The sequence below is a fragment of the Stutzerimonas sp. LR2 genome, from assembly GCF_055755175.1.
The window spans coordinates 1-17,174 of record NZ_JBVTRR010000001.1; the positions used below are offsets into that span (position 1 = coordinate 1).

18 protein-coding genes and 1 pseudogene are annotated in these 17,174 nt (G+C 61.2%); 8 read left to right on the forward strand and 11 right to left on the reverse strand.

The genetic code is table 11. The annotated features are described in order from the left end of the window. Positions 1–196 (forward strand): annotated as a pseudogene (locus ACVRRC_RS00005) (hypothetical protein); the annotation flags it as partial. Between the two features lie 29 nt (positions 197–225). Here ACVRRC_RS00005 and tyrS read toward each other — a convergent pair. After that, positions 226–1,425 (reverse strand): tyrosine--tRNA ligase, encoded by a 1,200-nt coding sequence (gene tyrS / locus ACVRRC_RS00010; protein WP_049325884.1) that lies wholly within the window; start codon positions 1,423–1,425, stop codon positions 226–228. 174 nt (positions 1,426–1,599) lie between these two features. On the opposite strand from tyrS, the gene ACVRRC_RS00015 reads away from it, so the two are divergent. Both ACVRRC_RS00015 and ACVRRC_RS00020 read left to right on the forward strand, forming a co-directional pair. Beyond that, entirely contained in the window at positions 1,600–3,009 is a 1,410-nt protein-coding gene (locus ACVRRC_RS00015; protein ID WP_472996463.1) for a peptidoglycan DD-metalloendopeptidase family protein, read from the forward strand. Positions 3,010–3,011: 2 nt separating this feature from the next. Further along, the gene (locus tag ACVRRC_RS00020) at positions 3,012–4,103 is read left to right on the forward strand and encodes an anhydro-N-acetylmuramic acid kinase (protein ID WP_472996464.1); all 1,092 of its coding nucleotides are present in this window, start codon (positions 3,012–3,014) and stop codon (positions 4,101–4,103) included. A gap of 59 nt (positions 4,104–4,162) precedes the next feature. Here ACVRRC_RS00020 and erpA read toward each other — a convergent pair whose 3' ends face one another. Then, the gene (erpA, locus tag ACVRRC_RS00025; RefSeq protein ID WP_011911967.1) at positions 4,163–4,513 is read right to left on the reverse strand and encodes an iron-sulfur cluster insertion protein ErpA; all 351 of its coding nucleotides are present in this window, start codon (positions 4,511–4,513) and stop codon (positions 4,163–4,165) included. Between the two features lie 113 nt (positions 4,514–4,626). Next, the gene (argC, locus tag ACVRRC_RS00030) at positions 4,627–5,661 is read right to left on the reverse strand and encodes an N-acetyl-gamma-glutamyl-phosphate reductase (RefSeq protein WP_013981704.1); all 1,035 of its coding nucleotides are present in this window, start codon (positions 5,659–5,661) and stop codon (positions 4,627–4,629) included. A gap of 130 nt (positions 5,662–5,791) precedes the next feature. Between argC and hemJ the strand changes: the two genes are divergently transcribed. Together hemJ and ACVRRC_RS00040 are read left to right on the forward strand one after the other, a co-directional pair. After that, complete coding sequence (hemJ, locus tag ACVRRC_RS00035) at positions 5,792–6,220, forward strand: protoporphyrinogen oxidase HemJ (protein WP_013981703.1); 429 nt, start codon at positions 5,792–5,794, stop codon at positions 6,218–6,220. A gap of 131 nt (positions 6,221–6,351) precedes the next feature. After that, a complete protein-coding gene (locus tag ACVRRC_RS00040) occupies positions 6,352–7,305 on the forward strand; it encodes a DUF805 domain-containing protein (RefSeq protein WP_472996465.1) in 954 nt (317 codons plus the stop codon). Positions 7,306–7,314: 9 nt separating this feature from the next. Here the strand turns inward: ACVRRC_RS00040 and ACVRRC_RS00045 are convergent, their stop codons facing one another. Further along, on the reverse strand, positions 7,315–8,793 hold the full coding sequence (locus tag ACVRRC_RS00045) for an AAA family ATPase (RefSeq protein ID WP_045159407.1): 1,479 nt from the start codon (positions 8,791–8,793) through the stop codon (positions 7,315–7,317). A gap of 76 nt (positions 8,794–8,869) precedes the next feature. Here ACVRRC_RS00045 and ACVRRC_RS00050 point away from each other — a divergent pair, with 76 nt between their 5' ends. Both ACVRRC_RS00050 and coq7 read left to right on the forward strand, forming a co-directional pair. Next, positions 8,870–9,211, forward strand: a complete 342-nt coding sequence (locus tag ACVRRC_RS00050) for a histidine triad nucleotide-binding protein (RefSeq protein ID WP_014595767.1) — start codon at positions 8,870–8,872, stop codon at positions 9,209–9,211. Between the two features lie 66 nt (positions 9,212–9,277). Further along, entirely contained in the window at positions 9,278–9,925 is a 648-nt protein-coding gene (coq7, locus tag ACVRRC_RS00055; protein WP_014595766.1) for a 2-polyprenyl-3-methyl-6-methoxy-1,4-benzoquinone monooxygenase, read from the forward strand. A gap of 413 nt (positions 9,926–10,338) precedes the next feature. Here the strand turns inward: coq7 and ACVRRC_RS00060 are convergent, their stop codons facing one another. Further along, complete coding sequence (locus tag ACVRRC_RS00060) at positions 10,339–10,761, reverse strand: OsmC family protein (protein WP_013981698.1); 423 nt, start codon at positions 10,759–10,761, stop codon at positions 10,339–10,341. Between the two features lie 213 nt (positions 10,762–10,974). Between ACVRRC_RS00060 and crp the strand changes: the two genes are divergently transcribed. Then, a complete protein-coding gene (crp, locus tag ACVRRC_RS00065) occupies positions 10,975–11,619 on the forward strand; it encodes a cAMP-activated global transcriptional regulator CRP (protein WP_026006489.1) in 645 nt (214 codons plus the stop codon). Between the two features lie 42 nt (positions 11,620–11,661). Here the strand turns inward: crp and trpC are convergent, their stop codons facing one another. The 6 genes from trpC to rpe all read right to left on the reverse strand — a co-directional run bounded on the left by trpC (position 11,662) and on the right by rpe (position 17,174). Next, positions 11,662–12,498, reverse strand: a complete 837-nt coding sequence (trpC, locus tag ACVRRC_RS00070) for an indole-3-glycerol phosphate synthase TrpC (RefSeq protein WP_011911959.1) — start codon at positions 12,496–12,498, stop codon at positions 11,662–11,664. After that, positions 12,495–13,541, reverse strand: coding sequence for an anthranilate phosphoribosyltransferase (gene trpD / locus ACVRRC_RS00075; RefSeq protein ID WP_011911958.1), 1,047 nt, complete (start codon positions 13,539–13,541; stop codon positions 12,495–12,497). The genes trpC and trpD overlap by 4 nt, the downstream gene beginning before the upstream one ends. Next, positions 13,541–14,134, reverse strand: coding sequence for an aminodeoxychorismate/anthranilate synthase component II (locus tag ACVRRC_RS00080; protein WP_279649218.1), 594 nt, complete (start codon positions 14,132–14,134; stop codon positions 13,541–13,543). Before ACVRRC_RS00080 ends, trpD begins: the two co-directional genes overlap by 1 nt. 2 nt (positions 14,135–14,136) lie before the next feature. Next, positions 14,137–15,621, reverse strand: a complete 1,485-nt coding sequence (gene trpE / locus ACVRRC_RS00085) for an anthranilate synthase component I (RefSeq protein ID WP_020307794.1) — start codon at positions 15,619–15,621, stop codon at positions 14,137–14,139. Between the two features lie 180 nt (positions 15,622–15,801). Continuing rightward, positions 15,802–16,503, reverse strand: coding sequence for a phosphoglycolate phosphatase (locus ACVRRC_RS00090; RefSeq protein WP_192475516.1), 702 nt, complete (start codon positions 16,501–16,503; stop codon positions 15,802–15,804). After that, a complete protein-coding gene (gene rpe, locus ACVRRC_RS00095) occupies positions 16,500–17,174 on the reverse strand; it encodes a ribulose-phosphate 3-epimerase (protein ID WP_472996466.1) in 675 nt (224 codons plus the stop codon). Before rpe ends, ACVRRC_RS00090 begins: the two co-directional genes overlap by 4 nt.

Genomic DNA, 17,174 nt, shown 5'->3' on the forward strand with positions numbered 1-17,174 from the left:
TGTCAACCACCTCTTTCAACCGCTTTCGATCAATCCGACCGAAGCCACCAACAGGACTCAACCACCACCCTGTCAGCGCGGCGCATTCTACTCGAATCCGCCACCAGTGCAACCCTTTTATTTAGCTAACCTTTTGATTTACAAGAGGTTTTGCTTGAGGACTGCGCCGGAAGTGGTGCGCATTATAGGCACCTGAAAACAGCCGTCAACCGTTTATTTCAGTTTTTAACCCGACTTTAGCGAAACGCGAGCGAACGACTTCTTGCCCGCCTGACAGACATGCGTCGCGCCCAGCTCAAACACGAAGTCGCGATCCACGACCTTCCCGTCAACACGCACCCCGCCAGAGCCGAGCAGATCGCGCGCCATGGCAGCGTTCTTAACGAGGCCCGCTTTATTAAGCACAGAGGCAATAGGCATGTCCTGCTCGGAAACCAAGTCAATCTGAGGCAGGTCCTCTGGAAGCTCGCCATCCTTCATTCTATTACCTGCCGAGCGATGAGCCGTCGCAGCGGCCTCGTCACCATGGAATCGCGCAACGATTTCCTCAGCCAACTTGATCTTGATGTCGCGCGGATTGGCACCGCGCGACACGTCGGATCGAAACTCGGCAATCTCCTCCTCAGAGCGGAAGCTAAGCAGCTCGAAATACCGCCACATGAGCGAATCAGGAATCGACACCAGCTTGCTATACATCACTCCAGGCGCTTCCTGGATCCCGACGTAATTCCCAAGGGATTTGGACATCTTCTTGATGCCATCGAGCCCTTCAAGCAACGGCATGGTCACCACGCACTGGGAAGGCTGGCCGTACGCCCGCTGCAGCTCACGCCCCATGAGCAGGTTGAATTTCTGATCCGTCCCGCCGAGCTCGATATCAGCTTTCAGCGCCACGGAGTCATAGCCTTGAACCAGCGGATACAGGAATTCGTGAATGGCGATCGGTTGGTTGGTCGAGTAACGCTTACTGAAGTCGTCACGCTCGAGCATTCGCGCAACTGTGTACTGGGAAGCCAGGCGAATGAAGTCTGCAGGCGACAGCTGGTCCATCCAGGTGGAGTTGAATGCCACTTCGGTTCTTGCCGGATCCAGAATCTTGAACACCTGAGCCTTGTAGGTCTCGGCGTTCTCCAGCACCTGATCCCGCGTCAGCGGCGGCCTTGTGGCACTTTTGCCACTTGGGTCACCAATCATCCCGGTGAAATCACCTATAAGGAAGACTACCTGATGCCCGAGCTCCTGAAGCTGGCGCATCTTGTTGATCAGCACCGTGTGACCGAGATGAAGGTCGGGAGCCGTCGGATCGAATCCAGCCTTGACGCGCAGCGGCTCGCCTCGCTCAAGCTTGGCAACCAGCTCAGACTCGACGAGCACCTCATCAGCGCCCCTCTTGATCACCGACAACTGCTCTTGAACCGACTTCATGGCAATGCCCCGCACCATCCATTATAAAGGGCGACAACCTTACAATATCGCAGGCCGTTTACAAACCTCGAGGCCTGCACCGGCCGGCAGTTAACTAGCCGCAAGGGTTGCCTCAGCAAGGCTTTGCTTATATTTTAGACAGTTATTTCCCGCACAAAAAATGCCAGAAGCCCAATGATGCCTTCCAAATCAAAAGCTCCGAACTACCCCAAGAGCCATCTTCTGGCTGCTAGTGGTGTAGCCGCGCTGCTGAGCCTGGCGCTGCTCGTATTCCCATCCCGTGAAGTCGAAGCGAAGAAAACCTTCCTCGACCTCAAGCTCGAGTCCTCCGGACAGATCATTGCCGAGCCTGATGCCACCGCGCAAAGCCCCGCAGATTCTCCGTTCACCTACGCTTCCGACATGCAGACATCCGAGCAGGCGAGCAGTGACGAGGACAAACCAGAAGACCAGACTGGCGAGCCTGTTGCCGAAACTGGTCCTCTGGCAAAAAGCGTAGTGGTAGCCAATGGAGATACGCTATCGACCGTATTTGCCAAGGTTGGCCTGTCGCCAGCCGTCATGCATGCAGTCCTGGCGAGCAGTCCGGATGCCAAGCAGCTTTCCCGCCTGAAGATCGGTCAAACGCTCGAATTCCAGCTGACCGAACAAGGTGAGCTGGCGAGCCTGCGAAGCAAGCTCAACAGTCTCGAAACCCTCGCGCTGGAACAAACCCCCAAGGGATACGTATTCAAGAAAGAGCAGGTGAAGCCGGAGGTCAGTACCGTCTACGCCCGCGGCGAGATCGATAGCAGCCTGTTCCTCGCAGCCAAGCGCGCCGGCCTCAGCCACAACCTGACGATGGATCTGGCCAATGTCTTCGGATATGACATCGATTTCGCGCTCGACATCCGCAAGGGCGACAGCTTCGAGGTCATTTATGAAGAGAAGACTGTGGAAGGTCAGCGCGTAGGTACCGGCAATATCCTGGCTGCCCGCTTCACCAACCGTGGCAAGACCTATTCTGCGGTTCGTTACACCAGCAAGGATGGCACCACCAGCTACTACAACGCCGACGGCACCAGCATGCGCAAAGCGTTTATCCGTACGCCGGTGGACTTCGCCAGAATCAGCTCGCGCTTCTCCAATGGCCGCAAGCATCCCATTCTGAACAAGATTCGTGCACACAAAGGCGTGGATTACGCCGCTCCACACGGCACGCCGATCAAGAGCGCGGGAGATGGCAAGGTCCTGCTGGCAGGCCGCAAGGGGGGCTACGGCAATACCGTGATCATCCAGCACGGCCAGCGCTATCGGACCCTTTACGCGCACATGCAGGGCTTCGCCAAAGGCGTACGCAACGGTTCCACCGTGAAGCAGGGCCAGATCATCGGGTATATCGGGACCACCGGACTTTCCACCGGACCGCACCTGCATTACGAGTTCCAGGTAGACGGTGTCCACGTCGACCCACTCGGACTGAAACTGCCAATGGCCGACCCGATCGCCAAGAGCGAGATGCCACGTTTCATGCAGCAGAGCCAACCCTTGATGGCGCGCATGGATGAAGAAAGGGCCACCATGCTGGCCCTCAACCGGCAGTAATCGTGCCCCTCTATCTGGGAGTGATGTCTGGCACCAGCCTGGATGGTGTGGACCTCGCTCTTGTAGAGCAGACCGACCACACTCGCCTGCTTGCCACCCGCTACCAGGCGATGCCTGACCAGCTCCGCCAGGAGCTGTTGGCGTTGTGCTCATCCTCTGGGGATGAGCTGGCGCGGGCGGCCATAGCGGAGCAGCATTGGGCGAAGCTCGTGGCCGGCATGGCCAACCAGCTACTCGCCGAGCAGCACCTCTCGCCGGAATCCGTACGCTCCATCGGCAGCCACGGCCAAACGGTGCGTCACGAACCCCAGCGCGGTTTCACCATTCAGATCGGCAATCCAGCGCTGCTGGCAGAGCTGACCGGCATCACCGTCGTCAGCGACTTCCGCCGTCGCGATGTGGCCGCTGGCGGCCAGGGCGCGCCGCTTGTGCCGGCCTTCCATGAGTCGGTCTTTGGCAGGACTGATCGAGTGCGCGCGGTGCTTAACATCGGCGGCTTCAGTAATCTCAGTCTTCTATGTCCCGGTAAGCCCACCCATGGTTTCGACTGCGGCCCGGGCAATGCCCTGATGGATGCGTGGATTCAGCGCCACTTGAGCCAACCGTACGACCGTAACGGCGACTGGGCGGCCAGCGGCACGACAGATCAAGGCCTGCTTGGCGACATGCTGCGCGACAGCTTCTTCACGACCCGTGGGCCAAAGAGCACCGGACGCGAGCGATTCAATCTCGAGTGGCTGGAAAGATTGCTGGCAGGACGCGAGCACCTGAAGCCCGAAGCAGTCCAGGCAACACTGCTCGAGCTAACCGCCAGAAGCATTGCCGAATCACTTGTTGGGAGCCAACCCGATACCCAGGACCTGCTCGTTTGCGGCGGCGGCGCGCATAACCTGGTGCTGATGCGGCGTTTACAAGCGCTACTCCCCGCCATAGATGTCAGAAGCACGGAAAGCGAAGGCGTGCCGCCGGATTGGGTGGAAGCGATGGCGTTCGCCTGGCTCGCGCATTGCTGCCTGGAGCGCATCCCTGCCAACCGCCCCAGCGTGACCGGGGCAAGAGGCGAGCGCATCCTCGGCGCCATCTATCCCGCATAGCAAGCCGCGTAAACAAAAACGCCGCGCATAAGCACGGCGTTTTTCGGTTCAACGATGGGTCAGATTGAAAACGACTGTCCGCAACCGCAGGTGGTCGTGGCGTTCGGATTCTTGATGACAAAGCGCGAGCCTTCCAGACCTTCCTGATAGTCAACCTCAGCACCTGCCAGGTACTGATAGCTCATCGGGTCCACCACGAGACTGACGCCCTCGCGCTCGATAACCGTATCGTCATCGGCCACATCCTCATCGAACGTGAAGCCATACTGGAAACCCGAGCACCCGCCACCCGTGACGAAGACGCGCAGCTTCAGGCGCGGATTGCCTTCCTCATCGACGAGGCTCTTCACCTTGCTCGCAGCCCCCTGACTGAACTGGATGGCGGTGGGCGTGAAGGATTCGACACTCATTGGGTTCTCCTGGCGTGAAACGCCCTACTGCGTTGACGTTGCATTATCGGCTTGCCTGACAAAACCGGTCAACTATTCACCATTGCCCGGTCGAGCTACGTCATGCGACTCCATCACGGCAGCAGCGCCGCATTGCCCAGCCCCATGCGCTCGTCCAGATCAAAAAGGATGTTCATGTTCTGGACGGCCTGACCAGAGGCACCCTTCACCAGATTGTCGATGACCGACAGGATCACGACCAGATCGCCACCCTGAGGGCGGTGCACAGCGATACGGCAGACGTTGGCGCCACGCACGCTACGGGTCTCAGGGTGGCTGCCCGCGGGCATGACGTCCACAAAAGGCTCATCGGCATAGCGATGCTCATACAGGCGCTGCAGATCCACCGAAGTATCCGCAACCGTAGCGTACAGTGTCGCATGGATGCCGCGAATCATCGGGGTCAGATGCGGGACGAAGGTCAGGCCAATGTCACCCTGAGCTGCCCGGCGCAGCCCTTGGCTGATTTCAGGCAGATGACGGTGCCCTTTGACGGCGTACGCCATCATGCTTTCGCCAGCCTCGGTGAACAGCGATCCGATCTTTGCGGCGCGTCCGGCACCACTGACACCGGACTTGCAGTCGGCGATCAAGCGCGACGCATCGGCCAGTCCGTTCTCCAGCAAAGGCAGAAAACCCAACTGGGTCGCGGTTGGATAGCAGCCAGGTACCGCGATCAGGCGAGCCTTCCTGATCTGATCGCGATTGACCTCCGGCAGGCCGTAAACCGCTTCGGGCAGCAGCTCGGGAGCGCCATGAGCCTGGCCGTACCACTTGGCCCACTCATCGGCATCCTGCAACCGGAAATCCGCCGACAGGTCGATCACCCGCGTTCCCGCGGCCAGCAGCTCTCCGGCCAGTGCGTGAGCAACACCATGCGGAGTAGCGAAGAACACGACATCGCAGGCGCCCAGCGTGGCTGCATCGGGCACGCTGAATGCGAGGCCATCGTAATGCCCGCGCAGGTTCGGGAACATGTCGGTGACCTTCACTCCATCCTCAGAGCGGGAGGTGATCACCACCACTTCGGCCTGCGGATGCTGAGCGAGCAGGCGCAACAATTCGACGCCCGTATAGCCTGTGCCGCCTACGATACCGACCTTGATCATGACCTGCCCTCGAGCTGAAAACGTAAAGGCGCGATGATAAAGCTGCTTTGATCGCGGGCCAACCGTCGGGATGACGGGCGCGACCCCAGCCACTACTATCGACGCGTCCGCCTTCGAAGGATTCAATCCGATGCTTTACCTCTGGCTCAAAGCGCTGCACATCATCGCCATCGTTTGCTGGTTTGCCGGCTTGTTCTACCTGCCGCGCCTGTTCGTCTATCACGCGATGAGTGACGATCAACCTAGCCGGGAACGCTTCAAGATCATGGAAAGGAAGCTGTACCGCGGCATCATGCTGCCGTCGATGATCGCCACCCTGGTTTTCGGAGTATGGATGGTAATGCTCAACCCCGGATTGTTCAGCACCGGAGGATGGCTCCACGCGAAGCTGACCCTGGTGCTTCTGCTGATCGGCTATCACCACATGTGCGGTGCGCAGATGAAGCGCTTTGCACGTGACGAGAACATGCGGGGCCACGTTTTCTATCGCTGGTTCAACGAGATTCCCGTGCTCTTTCTGATCGCCATCGTCATTCTGGTGGTCATCAAGCCGTTCTGAAAGCTCCGATCAAAGCCGGCCCGGCGGCCGGCTTTGTGGCATACAGCTCGAAGTCTTGGCTGAACCGTGTTGTTTCCACTGAGCAAGCTCTCTACTCTTGCCCCACCACCCATCTGTGACACGGACGCCACATGCAAGAAGCTCAATTCAGGATTGTCTTCAACGGCGAATTGATGCCAGACATGCCTCTCGAGGCAGTGAAGACCAATCTCGCAGCGCTATTCAAGACCGACCTCGGCAAGGTGGAACGCCTGTTCAGTGGCGAGGCTGCCATCATCAAGAGCAAGCTCAGCAGCAATGAGGCCGACAAGTACCTCGGCGCGCTGCACCGGGCGGGGGCCAGGGCATACAAGGAGCCCGAGCGCATGGCACCCTCGTTGAGTCTGGTCCAGACCGAGGAAGAACTGGCTGCTGCACGCGTTCATGAGCCCAGCGCCGCTCCGATGACCTGCCCCAAATGCGGCCACGTGCAAAGCCAGTCCAGCGAATGCAGCGCCTGCGGCATCATCATCGACAAGTACCTCGCACGCCAGGCGCAGCTGCGCGAGGAGACCAAGCCTCGCAGCGCAAGCGCAGGGCCTTCCCCGTACGCGCCTCCCTCGTCCCTCGTAGGCGAGGTCATGCCGATGCACGGGGAACTCAAGCCCTTCTCCGTCAGCGGACGGATCGGTCGACTTCGCTATCTGGCCTGGTCACTGGTCGTCGTGCTCGCGTCAGCGGGGCTGTTCGGCATCGCCGGAATCATCATGGCCATCTCCAGCATTGCCGGCGTGATCTGCATGGGCCTGATCTTCATCGGCATGCTGGTGGTCAACGTACAGATCGGCGTGCAGCGCCTGCACGATTTTGGTTGGTCTGGCTGGCTGCTCCTGCTGAACCTGGTGCCAGTCGTCGGCACGATCTTCCCCTTCGTCATGATGCTCGTGCCGGGAAGCAAAGACGTCAATCGATACGGCTCGCCACCGCCCCCCAACAGCCTGTCGGTAAAGATACTCGCGACCCTCTGGCTGCTGGTCATCCTGATTGGCGTCGCGGCAGCATTGACCGTCCCGACGCTGGTCGATCTGCGCCAGAATGCCTTCTGAGGTCAGCAGTCAATCAGCACGCACCGTACGGCCCTGCGCCCAGGCACGCAGGGCCGATAGATGCTCGGACATGACCACCGACAATGGCGCGGTCGCTCGCAGGCTTTCGAGCAGCATCGCCTGATCGACCGGTCTTTGCTGGGCTTGGGCGGCATAGACGGCGCTGACCACCACCTGCTCGATTTCCGCACCAGAGAATCCTTCACTGGCCTCGGCTAGCGCCATGAGCCCGAGACCGTCCGGCTCCATTTCACGGCGAGCAAGGTGAATTCGGAAAATCTCCGCGCGCGTCGCCAGGTCGGGCAGGTCGACGAAGAACAGTTCGTCAAAGCGCCCTTTGCGCAGCAGCTCAGGCGGCAGCCGATCAATCGCGTTCGCCGTGGCCACCATGAACACCGGGGCGGTGCGCTCAGCCATCCAGGTCAGCAACGTCCCCAATACCCGCTGGCTGACACCGCCGTCCATGTCGCCGGTTGCCAGGCCTTTCTCGATCTCGTCCATCCACAGCACACAAGGCGCCATCTGTTCGGCCAGCGCCAGAGCCTCCCGCAGATTGCGCTCGGTTTCGCCGAAGTACTTGTTGTACAGGCAGGCGAAGTCAAGGCGCAGCAGGGGCAGCCCCCATAAACCGGCAACCGCCTTCGCAGCGAGGCTCTTGCCGCCACCCTGGACCCCGACCAGCATCACTCCGCGTGGCAGGTCGTCACCCTGACCGCCGAGGAATGCGCCCTGACGCTCAGCCAGCCAGCGCTTGAAATTCGCCAGCCCTCCGACTTCCGCAAAGCGCGCGGTTTCGTATTCGAAGCCCAGCACGCCGTCGAGATCCAGCAGCCGGAACTTGGCCCGGTTGAGTTCGGGCAGGTCATCTTGCGTGATGGCGCCGTCATCGCAGATGACATTGCGCGCGAGGGCTCGCGCCTCGGCGTGGCTTAGGCCGCGCAGATTCTTCACGACCTGCTGCAGGGTTCGATTGTCGGTGCGAACCCTCGCACCTCGATTGCGCTCGCTCCAGCGAGTGGCTTCCTCACGAACGATCGCGATCAGCTCCTCTTCGGCAGGCAAGGACAGGCTGAATCGTGCAGCGAGGCGTTGCACCTCGGGCGGCAGCTTGAGCGCATGCGACACCAGGACGATGGTGGGCGCCATGGGCGCTTCGCTCAGTGCAATATCCTTGAGCAAGCGCACCAGCTTTGGCTCGTCCAGGTATGGATGCAGGTCGCAGAACACATAGAGGTTCGCCCGAACGTCCTGCTTCACCCGCTTGAGCGCCACCTCCGGCGAACAGCTCTCATCGCCGCCTTGCAGCTCACCCCCGAAACCCAGATGCCGCAGCCCTTCGGTGGCAGACCAAACGTAAAAACCCAGGCCTTGCCGTACGGCCAGCCCCGTCAGGGTTTCGAGCACCCGCCGCTCGTCCCACGACTCGACCAGCACGAGTTTGACGCGCGATTCGAGCACAAGGCCCAGATCATGGATATCGTTCTTCACCTCACCTCCCTGTGCAGGCTCACCCTGGCTGGACCGCCCTGATACACTGTACGGCCGACGCAATCGGAGAACCGTCATGGATTGCCTGTTTTGCAAGATCGTGGCCGGGGAAATCCCGGCGCGCAAGCTTTATGAGGACGATCAGGTCATTGCCTTCCACGACATTGGCGCTCAGGCTCCCGTCCACTTTCTGGTCATTCCGAAAAAGCACATTGCCACGCTGCATGATTTGAGCGAGAAGGACGACAAGGTGCTCGCCGGGCACATCCTCTTCACGGCGCAGCGCCTGGCCGAAGAACAGGGCTGCCAGGATGGCTTTCGAGTCGTAATGAACTGCAACGACCTTGGCGGGCAGACGGTCTATCACATTCATATGCACGTACTCGGACAACGCCAGATGCACTGGCCGCCCGGCTGACGGCAGCGCGATCCCCGCACCGCGAATGATGCCTTGCTAGCGACCTCATCTTTTTCCGGAGGACATATGCCCAGCCAACGCCACTACTCCCCTGCCGACCGACTGCTCATGCAGGCCGATGCGGCATTACGGACGCTGCTCCCGTTCAGCGGCCAACCCTCTCGCCCTTCGCCGGCACTGCTGAAGACCGAGACGGAGCTCAGCGAGAGTGAAACCCGCCATGTTGCCGGGTTGATGCGCATCAACCACACCGGTGAAGTCTGCGCCCAGGCGCTTTACCAGGGGCAGGCACTGACGGCTCGCCTGCCGCAGGTGCGCCAGGCGATGGAGCAGGCTGCGGATGAGGAGATCGATCATCTGGCCTGGTGTGAGCAGCGCATCCGCCAGCTGGGCAGCCACACCAGTGTGCTCAACCCGATTTTCTATGGCCTTTCCTTCGGCATCGGGGCCTCGGCCGGGTTGATCAGCGACCGCATCAGTCTCGGCTTTGTCGCGGCGACCGAAGACCAGGTCTGCAAGCATCTGGACGATCACCTCGGCCAGTTGCCAGCCGGGGATGAGAAATCCCGAGCCATCCTCGAGCAGATGCGCGACGACGAAGCACAGCATTCCACGGCGGCGATCGAAGCCGGCGGGCTGCGCTTCCCGGCACCCGTTAAGTTCGGCATGAGCCTGGTTTCCAAAGTCATGACCAAGGCCACCTACCGCATCTGAATAGGCGAGTGGGCACAAGAAAGGGCGCAGCGGCGCCCTTTCTTGTTTATGTCGATCATCTGATACGCCGGGCATGTATCCGCGAAGACACAATTGAATTCATGCTCGATGCGATGTGTTCGTTCCCTCGATCCGAATGAGCCCGCGCGAAAAGCCGAAGGTGACGATGTTCGATCGAATCTTCGATCAGCAAAGAGTGCCTTCAGCGGCGGGATCACGGCAATGTCGAGATATTTGCACTTGTGATCGATCACATCGCTAAGAATCTGATGAGCCATTCGGCGTCGTACGCGTCGTCCATGCGTTGTACATACGCCAGTTGATCTCACACGTCTCGGCATGCAGAGCCATATATATCGGAGTTCGATGCCTTGGTCAGGTTATTGAGCCTGGCCGGACCTGCACGGCCACGATCAGTCCAGTTCGACGATTTCGTAGGCGTGGGTGATCTCGACGCCAGCTCTACCGAGCATGATGGAAGCGGAGCAGTACTTCTCGGCCGACAGCTCGACGGCGCGCTTGACCTGAGCCTCCTTCAGCCCGCGGCCCTTGACGACGAAACGCAGGTGGATACGGGTAAATACCTTGGGGTCTTCCGATGCGCGTTCGGCCTCCACGAAGGCTTCGCAGCTATCGACCGCCTGTCGCGACTTTTTCAGGATGCTGACCACGTCGAAATTGCTGCAACCACCCAGGCCGAGCAGCAGCATCTCCATGGGGCGTACACCGAGGTTTCGCCCACCGTTCTCGGGTGGCCCGTCCATGACAACGACATGACCGCTTCCGGACTCACCCAGGAACATTGCGCCGTCGACCCATTGAATGCGCGCTTTCATCGCCAACTCCATAAAGACCAGAACAAATAGCTTAACATGGGCTTTCAAGTCGTCAGCGACAACACACACGACTAAAGGTGCGTTGACCCGCACGTTTCCGGTGTCGCAACTTTGCTACCGGTCCACCTTCGTCTGTTAAGCTGACGAAAGCTGAATGACAGCCACAAATAACAATAATCCGTCTTTATTGAATACTTATCCGGGACCCACAGCATGGTAGCTATCTCACTTACGCCCAAGATAAAGAATATCGACAAGTTGCTCGCGCACTGCCATAGACGGCGGTACACGGCAAAAAGCACGATCATTTACGCTGGCGACCGTTGCGAGTCGCTTTTTTTCATCGTCAAAGGCTCGGTCACCATCCTTATCGAGGATGATGACGGCCGCGAGATGATCATCGCTTACCTGAACGCGGGCGACTTTTTCGGAGAGATGGGGCTTTTCGAAAAGGAAGGTTCGGACAAGGAACGTAGCGCTTGGGTCCGCGCAAAAACCGAGTGCGAAGTGGCCGAGCTGAGCTACGCGAAATTCCGCGAGCTGACCCAGCAGGATCCGGACATTCTCTATGCCCTCGGCAGCCAGATGGCCGAACGCCTGCGCAACACCACGCGCAAGGTCGGAGACCTGGCCTTTCTCGACGTTACCGGCCGCGTCGCGCGCACGCTGCTGGATCTGTGCAAGCAGCCCGACGCGATGACCCATCCGGACGGCATGCAGATCAAGATCACCCGTCAGGAAATCGGTCGCATTGTTGGTTGCTCCCGCGAAATGGTCGGCCGCGTGCTGAAGAGCCTGGAGTCGCAGGGCCTCGTCTACGTCAAAGGCAAGACCATGGTGGTGTTCGGCACCCGCTGACCCGTCAGACTCGCCGCCTGTCCGCGTCACGCGGGCAGGCGGTCATTCCGGATCGGCGACCACACCGCGGCTTCGAGCCCGGTCGGGAAAGAACAACCGCTGCAACTCGACGCCCGGCTGCTCGGCGCGCATGAAAGCCTCGCCTACCAGAAACGCGTAGACCTGATTGATTTCCATCAGCTCGACGTCAGCCCGATTGAGAATCCCGCTCTCGGTTATCACCAGACGATCCTTCGGCACCCGCGGCAGCAGGTCCAGCGTAGTCTCCAGACTGACCTCGAACGTGTGCAGGTTGCGGTTGTTGATGCCGACCAGAGGAGTCTCCAGGCGCAGCGCCCGCTCCAGTTCGTCGCCATCGTGCACCTCGACCAGAACGTCCAGGCCGTGAGCCTTGGCCACCGCCGCCAGCTCATGCATCCGCGCATCATCCAATGCCGCCACGATCAGCAGGATGCAGTCGGCGCCAAGTGCGCGCGCCTCGACCACCTGATAGGGATCGATCATGAAGTCCTTGCGAATCACCGGCAGCGAACAGGCCGCACGGGCTTGCTGCAGATAGGCATCGGCACCCTGGAAGAAATCGATGTCGGTCAGCACCGACAGACAGGCAGCTCCGCCGGCCTCGTAACCGGCCGCGATCTCGGCAGGCAGGAACGGGTCGCGAATGACGCCCTTGCTCGGCGAGGCCTTCTTCACTTCGGCGATCACCGCTGGCTCCTTGGCGTTCACGCGCTGCTCGAGCGCCGCCGCGAAGCCGCGCACCGGGTCGGCGATCGCGGCCTGCTGCTCCAGCTCTGCCAGGCCGATTCGACGGCTGCGCTCGGCAACCTCCTCGAGCTTGCGCGCGATGATCTTCTCCAGCACGGTCGGCACACTCATTTCTGATTCTCCTGCTTGAACACCGCGGTGAAGGACACCAGCTCTTCCAGCTTGTCGCGGGCGATACCCGAGCACAGCGCGTCATGGGCCATTTCCACGCCCTGTTTCAGCGTGGTCGCTACATCGGCGGCATAAAGCGCGGCCCCGGCGTTAAGCACGATCATGTCGGCAGCCTTCTGCCCGTTCTCGCTCTTGCGCCGGCCCAGCGCATCACGGATCAGTGCCAGCGAGCCCTGGGCGTCCTCGACATTGAGGCCGATCAGGCTCTGACTCTTGATACCGAAATCCTCGGGCTGGATGCTGTACTCACGGATCTCGCCGTCCTTCAGCTCGGCGACATGCGTCGGCGCCGCCAGGCTGATTTCATCCAACCCATCCTGCGCGTGCACCACCAGCACATGCTTGCTGCCCAACCGAGACAACACTTCGGCCATCGGCCGGCACAACGCCTTGCTGAACACGCCGAGCACCTGATGCCGGACACCCGCCGGGTTCGCCATCGGCCCGAGGATGTTGAACAGGGTACGCAACCCGAGTTCGCGGCGCGGCCCGGCCGCGTACTTCATGGCGCCATGATGGGCCGGTGCGAACATGAAACCGACACCGACGGTATCGACACTGCGCGCCACCTGCTCGGGCGTCAGGTCGAGGAAGACCCCTGCCGCCTCGAGCAGATCGGCACTGCCGCTCTTGCCGGATACCGCACGATTACCGTGCTTGGCCACCTTGCCGCCAGCAGCCGCAACGACGAACGAGGCAGCGGTGGACACGTTGAAGATATTCATCCCGTCGCCACCGGTGCCACAGGTGTCGACCAGCTTGTCGGTGTCGAAACGCACCGGAGCGGCCAGCTCGCGCATGACCTGCACGGCGCCGACGATCTCGTCGATGGTTTCGCTCTTCATGCGCATGCCCATGAGAAACGCGCCGACCTGCGCGTCTGTGCACTGACCGGTCATGATCTGGCGCATCACCGCCTGCATTTCCTCGGTGGTCAGATCCAGCTGACCGACGATGCGGTTGAGGGCTTCCTTGATATCCATCAGCGCACACCTCCGGTCTGCTTCAGAAAATTCGCGAACAGCTCATGGCCCTGGTCGGTAAGGATCGACTCGGGGTGGAACTGCACGCCCTCGATGTTCAGCGTCTTGTGTCGCAGCCCCATGATCTCGTCCACCGAACCGTCAGCGAACTGAGTCCAGGCGGTGATCTCCAGGCAATCGGGTAGCGTTTCGCGCTTGACCACCAGCGAGTGGTAACGGGTGACGGTCAGCGGATTATTGAGCCCGGCGAACACACCCTGATCATGGTGAAACACCGGACTGGTCTTGCCGTGCATGGCCTGACGGGCGCGCACCACATCGCCACCGAAGGCCTGACCGATGCTCTGGTGGCCGAGGCAGACGCCGAGAATCGGCAACTTGCCGGCGAAATGACTAATCAGCTCCAGCGACACACCGGCCTCGTTCGGCGTGCACGGGCCGGGCGAGACGACGATACGCTCCGGATTCAGCGCTTCGATTTCGGCTACGCTCAGTTCGTCGTTGCGCACCACTTTGACGTCAGCGCCCAGCTCGCCGAGGTACTGCACGACGTTGTAGGTAAAGGAATCGTAGTTATCCAACATCAGCAGCATGATCAGTTCTCCTGCTCGTCGCGCTCGGCGAGGGCTACCGCGCGGAACATGGCGCGGCGCTTGTTCAGCGTCTCTTCCCATTCAAGGGCCGGCTGCGAGTCGGCAACGATGCCGGCACCGGCCTGCACATGCAGCTCGCCGTCCTTGATCACCGCGGTACGGATGGCGATGGCGGTATCCATGTTGCCGTTCCAGGCGAGATAGCCGACGGCGCCGCCGTACACACCACGCTTGACCGGCTCGAGCTCGTCGATGATTTCCATGGCGCGAATCTTCGGTGCACCCGAGAGCGTGCCGGCCGGAAGGATCGCGCGCAGCGCGTCCATCGCCGTCAGGGGCGCCTTGAGCTGGCCGGTGACGTTGGAAACGATGTGCATGACATTCGAATAGCGCTCGATGACCATCTTCTCGGTCAGCCGCACCGTGCCGGTCTGGGCGACACGACCGACGTCGTTGCGCCCCAGGTCGATCAGCATCAGGTGTTCGGCAAGCTCCTTGGCATCGCTGAGCAGGTCCTGCTCCAGCGCCAGATCAGCTTCTTCGTTGGCGCCGCGTGGACGGGTGCCGGCGATGGGGCGGACCGTGACCAGACCTTCCTCGACGCGCACCAGCACTTCCGGCGACGACCCCACCACGTGGAAGTCGCCGAAGTTGAAGAAGTACATGTAGGGCGTCGGGTTGAAGCAGCGCAGTGCGCGGTAGAGATCGATCGGCGCAGCCTTGAACGGGATCGACATGCGCTGGGAAATCACCACCTGCATGCAGTCGCCGGCGAGGATGTAGTCCTTGATGCGATTGACCGCCTGCTCGTAATCCTCGCGGCTGAAGCTGGAGCGGAAGGTCGGCTCGGCACCGTTGCTCCTTTCGAAATCCAGGCCCAGGCGCGGGGTGATCGACTGGCGCAGCTTCGCCCGCAGCGCCTGCAGGCGGGCCTGACCTGCCTCATAGGCTTCCGGCTGCGACGGGTCGACCAGCACGATGCAGTGCAGCTTGCCGGCGAGGTTGTCGAACACGACCACGGCGTCGGAAACCATCAGCAGGATATCCGGTGTGCCCAGCGGATCCGGGTTGGGGCAACTGCCCAGTTTGCGCTCGACATAGCGCACGCTGTCGTAGCCGAAGTAGCCGACCAGCCCGCCATTGAAGCGCGGCAGGCCTTCGACCGGCGCGACGCGGTAGCGCTGCTGGAAGGACTCGACGAAGGCCAGCGGGTCCTCGACCTCGCAGGCCTCGGTCTCGACGCCATCGGTAGTCACGCTGATGCGGTGGTCCTGCACGCGCAGCACGGTGCGGCATGGCAGGCCGATGATCGAATAGCGCCCCCACTTCTCGCCGCCCTGAACGGATTCGAGCAGATAGGAGTTCGGCGCATCGGCCAGTTTCAGGTATAGCGACAGCGGCGTGTCGAAGTCGGCAAGGGTTTCGAACGACAGGGGGATGCGGTTATGGCCTTCGGCGGCCAAACGCAGGAATTCTTCGCGGGTCATGTCAGCCTCGTGGTCTGAGGAGGGTTCGAACGAACAACGGCAAACGCGCCGGCCTGGCCGGCAGGAAAAAGTCAGGCGCGCCAGCGCCAACGGGCCAGGGCCTTGATGACTTTCATCCATTGTCTGCGGGTGAGCACCACGAGCTGATCTCTTCGGTGGGTCAAAAAGAGTCCGGCCACACTAGCGCAGGCCCGAAGCCGAAGCAACCAGCTCGCGCAGGTCGTCGAGCACCAGCGCCGGCTGCTCATCCGCAATGGGCTCGCCGTGGTTGTAGCCGTAGGTAAGCGCGACACAGCGTACTGTCGCGGCCTTGGCAGCCCGTACGTCGTTGCGTGAGTCCCCAACGAACAGCGATTCGCTGGGCGCAACGCCCGCCTTGTCCATCACCCAGAACAGCGCCGCCGGATCGGGTTTCTGCTGCGGCAAGGTATCGCCACCGACCAGCCAATCGAAGTAACCGGCCAGCCCCTTCTCCTCCAGCAGCGGTTCGATGAACTGCGCCGGCTTGTTGGTGATGATTGCCAGTTTCACCCTACGCTCGCGCAGCCAGTCCAGACAGTCACGAACGCCCGGATAGACAGCGGTCAGCTCGTGGCCGCCGGCGTAGGCCTGCATGAACAGCGCCAGCGCCTCGTCAGCCAGCTCGTCGCCCACACCGTCATGGTCCAGCTGCCCGGCCAAGGCGCGACGCACCAGCACCCGCGAGCCATTGCCGACCCAGTCGCGTACCCGCTCGATGCCGGCGGGCTCGCGACCGAGCAGCATCAGCATCTTGTCCACCGCGGCGGCCAGGTCCGGTACCGAGTCCATCAGGGTGCCGTCCAGATCGAACATCACCAGCCGTGGCAGCGTGCCGTCGAACAGTTGCTCCAGGCGAGTCATGGGCGGGCCAGCGCCAGCTCGGCGCGCATCTGGTCGATCACCGCCTTGTAGTCCGGCTGGTTGAAGATGGCCGAGCCGGCGACGAAGGTGTCGGCGCCTGCTGCGGCGATCTCGCGGATGTTCTTCGGATTGACGCCGCCATCGATCTCCAGGCGAATCTCACGGCCGCTGGCGTCGATCAGGGCGCGCGCCTCGCGCAGCTTGTCCAGCGTGCCGGGAATGAACTTCTGCCCGCCAAAGCCGGGGTTGACGCTCATCAGCAGAACCATGTCGATCTTATCCATGACGTACTTGAGCACGTCCAGCGATGTCGCCGGGTTGAACACCAGACCGGCCTTGGCACCGCCGTCCTTGATCAGCTGCAGCGAACGGTCGATGTGCTCCGAGGCTTCCGGGTGGAAGGTGATGTAAGTCGCGCCGGCCTCAAGGAAGTCGCCGATCATGCGATCCACCGGCTTGACCATCAGGTGCACGTCGATGGGCGCGGTGACGCCATGCTTGCGCAGCGCCGAGCAGACCATCGGGCCGATGGTCAGGTTGGGCACGTAGTGGTTGTCCATCACGTCGAAATGGACGATGTCGGCGCCGGCGGCCAGCACGTTGTCCACTTCCTCGCCCAGGCGGGCGAAATTGGCGGAAAGAATCGAAGGGGCGATGGCGAACGGCTGCAT

What these genes read in the sequence shown, in the direction of transcription:
- erpA (WP_011911967.1), bottom strand. Translation starts at nt 4,513, where the DNA reads ATGAGTGTCGAATCCTTCACGCCCACCGCCATCCAGTTCAGTCAGGGG.
- coq7 (WP_014595766.1), top strand. Translation starts at nt 9,278, where the DNA reads ATGCCCAGCCAACGCCACTACTCCCCTGCCGACCGACTGCTCATGCAG.
- crp (WP_026006489.1), top strand. Translation starts at nt 10,975, where the DNA reads ATGGTAGCTATCTCACTTACGCCCAAGATAAAGAATATCGACAAGTTG.
- ACVRRC_RS00040 (WP_472996465.1), top strand. Translation starts at nt 6,352, where the DNA reads ATGCAAGAAGCTCAATTCAGGATTGTCTTCAACGGCGAATTGATGCCA.
- hemJ (WP_013981703.1), top strand. Translation starts at nt 5,792, where the DNA reads ATGCTTTACCTCTGGCTCAAAGCGCTGCACATCATCGCCATCGTTTGC.
- argC (WP_013981704.1), bottom strand. Translation starts at nt 5,661, where the DNA reads ATGATCAAGGTCGGTATCGTAGGCGGCACAGGCTATACGGGCGTCGAA.
- rpe (WP_472996466.1), bottom strand. Translation starts at nt 17,174, where the DNA reads ATGCAGCCGTTCGCCATCGCCCCTTCGATTCTTTCCGCCAATTTCGCC.
- ACVRRC_RS00060 (WP_013981698.1), bottom strand. Translation starts at nt 10,761, where the DNA reads ATGAAAGCGCGCATTCAATGGGTCGACGGCGCAATGTTCCTGGGTGAG.
- trpC (WP_011911959.1), bottom strand. Translation starts at nt 12,498, where the DNA reads ATGAGTGTGCCGACCGTGCTGGAGAAGATCATCGCGCGCAAGCTCGAG.
- ACVRRC_RS00050 (WP_014595767.1), top strand. Translation starts at nt 8,870, where the DNA reads ATGGATTGCCTGTTTTGCAAGATCGTGGCCGGGGAAATCCCGGCGCGC.
- ACVRRC_RS00090 (WP_192475516.1), bottom strand. Translation starts at nt 16,503, where the DNA reads ATGACTCGCCTGGAGCAACTGTTCGACGGCACGCTGCCACGGCTGGTG.
- ACVRRC_RS00080 (WP_279649218.1), bottom strand. Translation starts at nt 14,134, where the DNA reads ATGCTGCTGATGTTGGATAACTACGATTCCTTTACCTACAACGTCGTG.
- ACVRRC_RS00015 (WP_472996463.1), top strand. Translation starts at nt 1,600, where the DNA reads ATGATGCCTTCCAAATCAAAAGCTCCGAACTACCCCAAGAGCCATCTT.
- trpE (WP_020307794.1), bottom strand. Translation starts at nt 15,621, where the DNA reads ATGACCCGCGAAGAATTCCTGCGTTTGGCCGCCGAAGGCCATAACCGC.
- tyrS (WP_049325884.1), bottom strand. Translation starts at nt 1,425, where the DNA reads ATGAAGTCGGTTCAAGAGCAGTTGTCGGTGATCAAGAGGGGCGCTGAT.
- trpD (WP_011911958.1), bottom strand. Translation starts at nt 13,541, where the DNA reads ATGGATATCAAGGAAGCCCTCAACCGCATCGTCGGTCAGCTGGATCTG.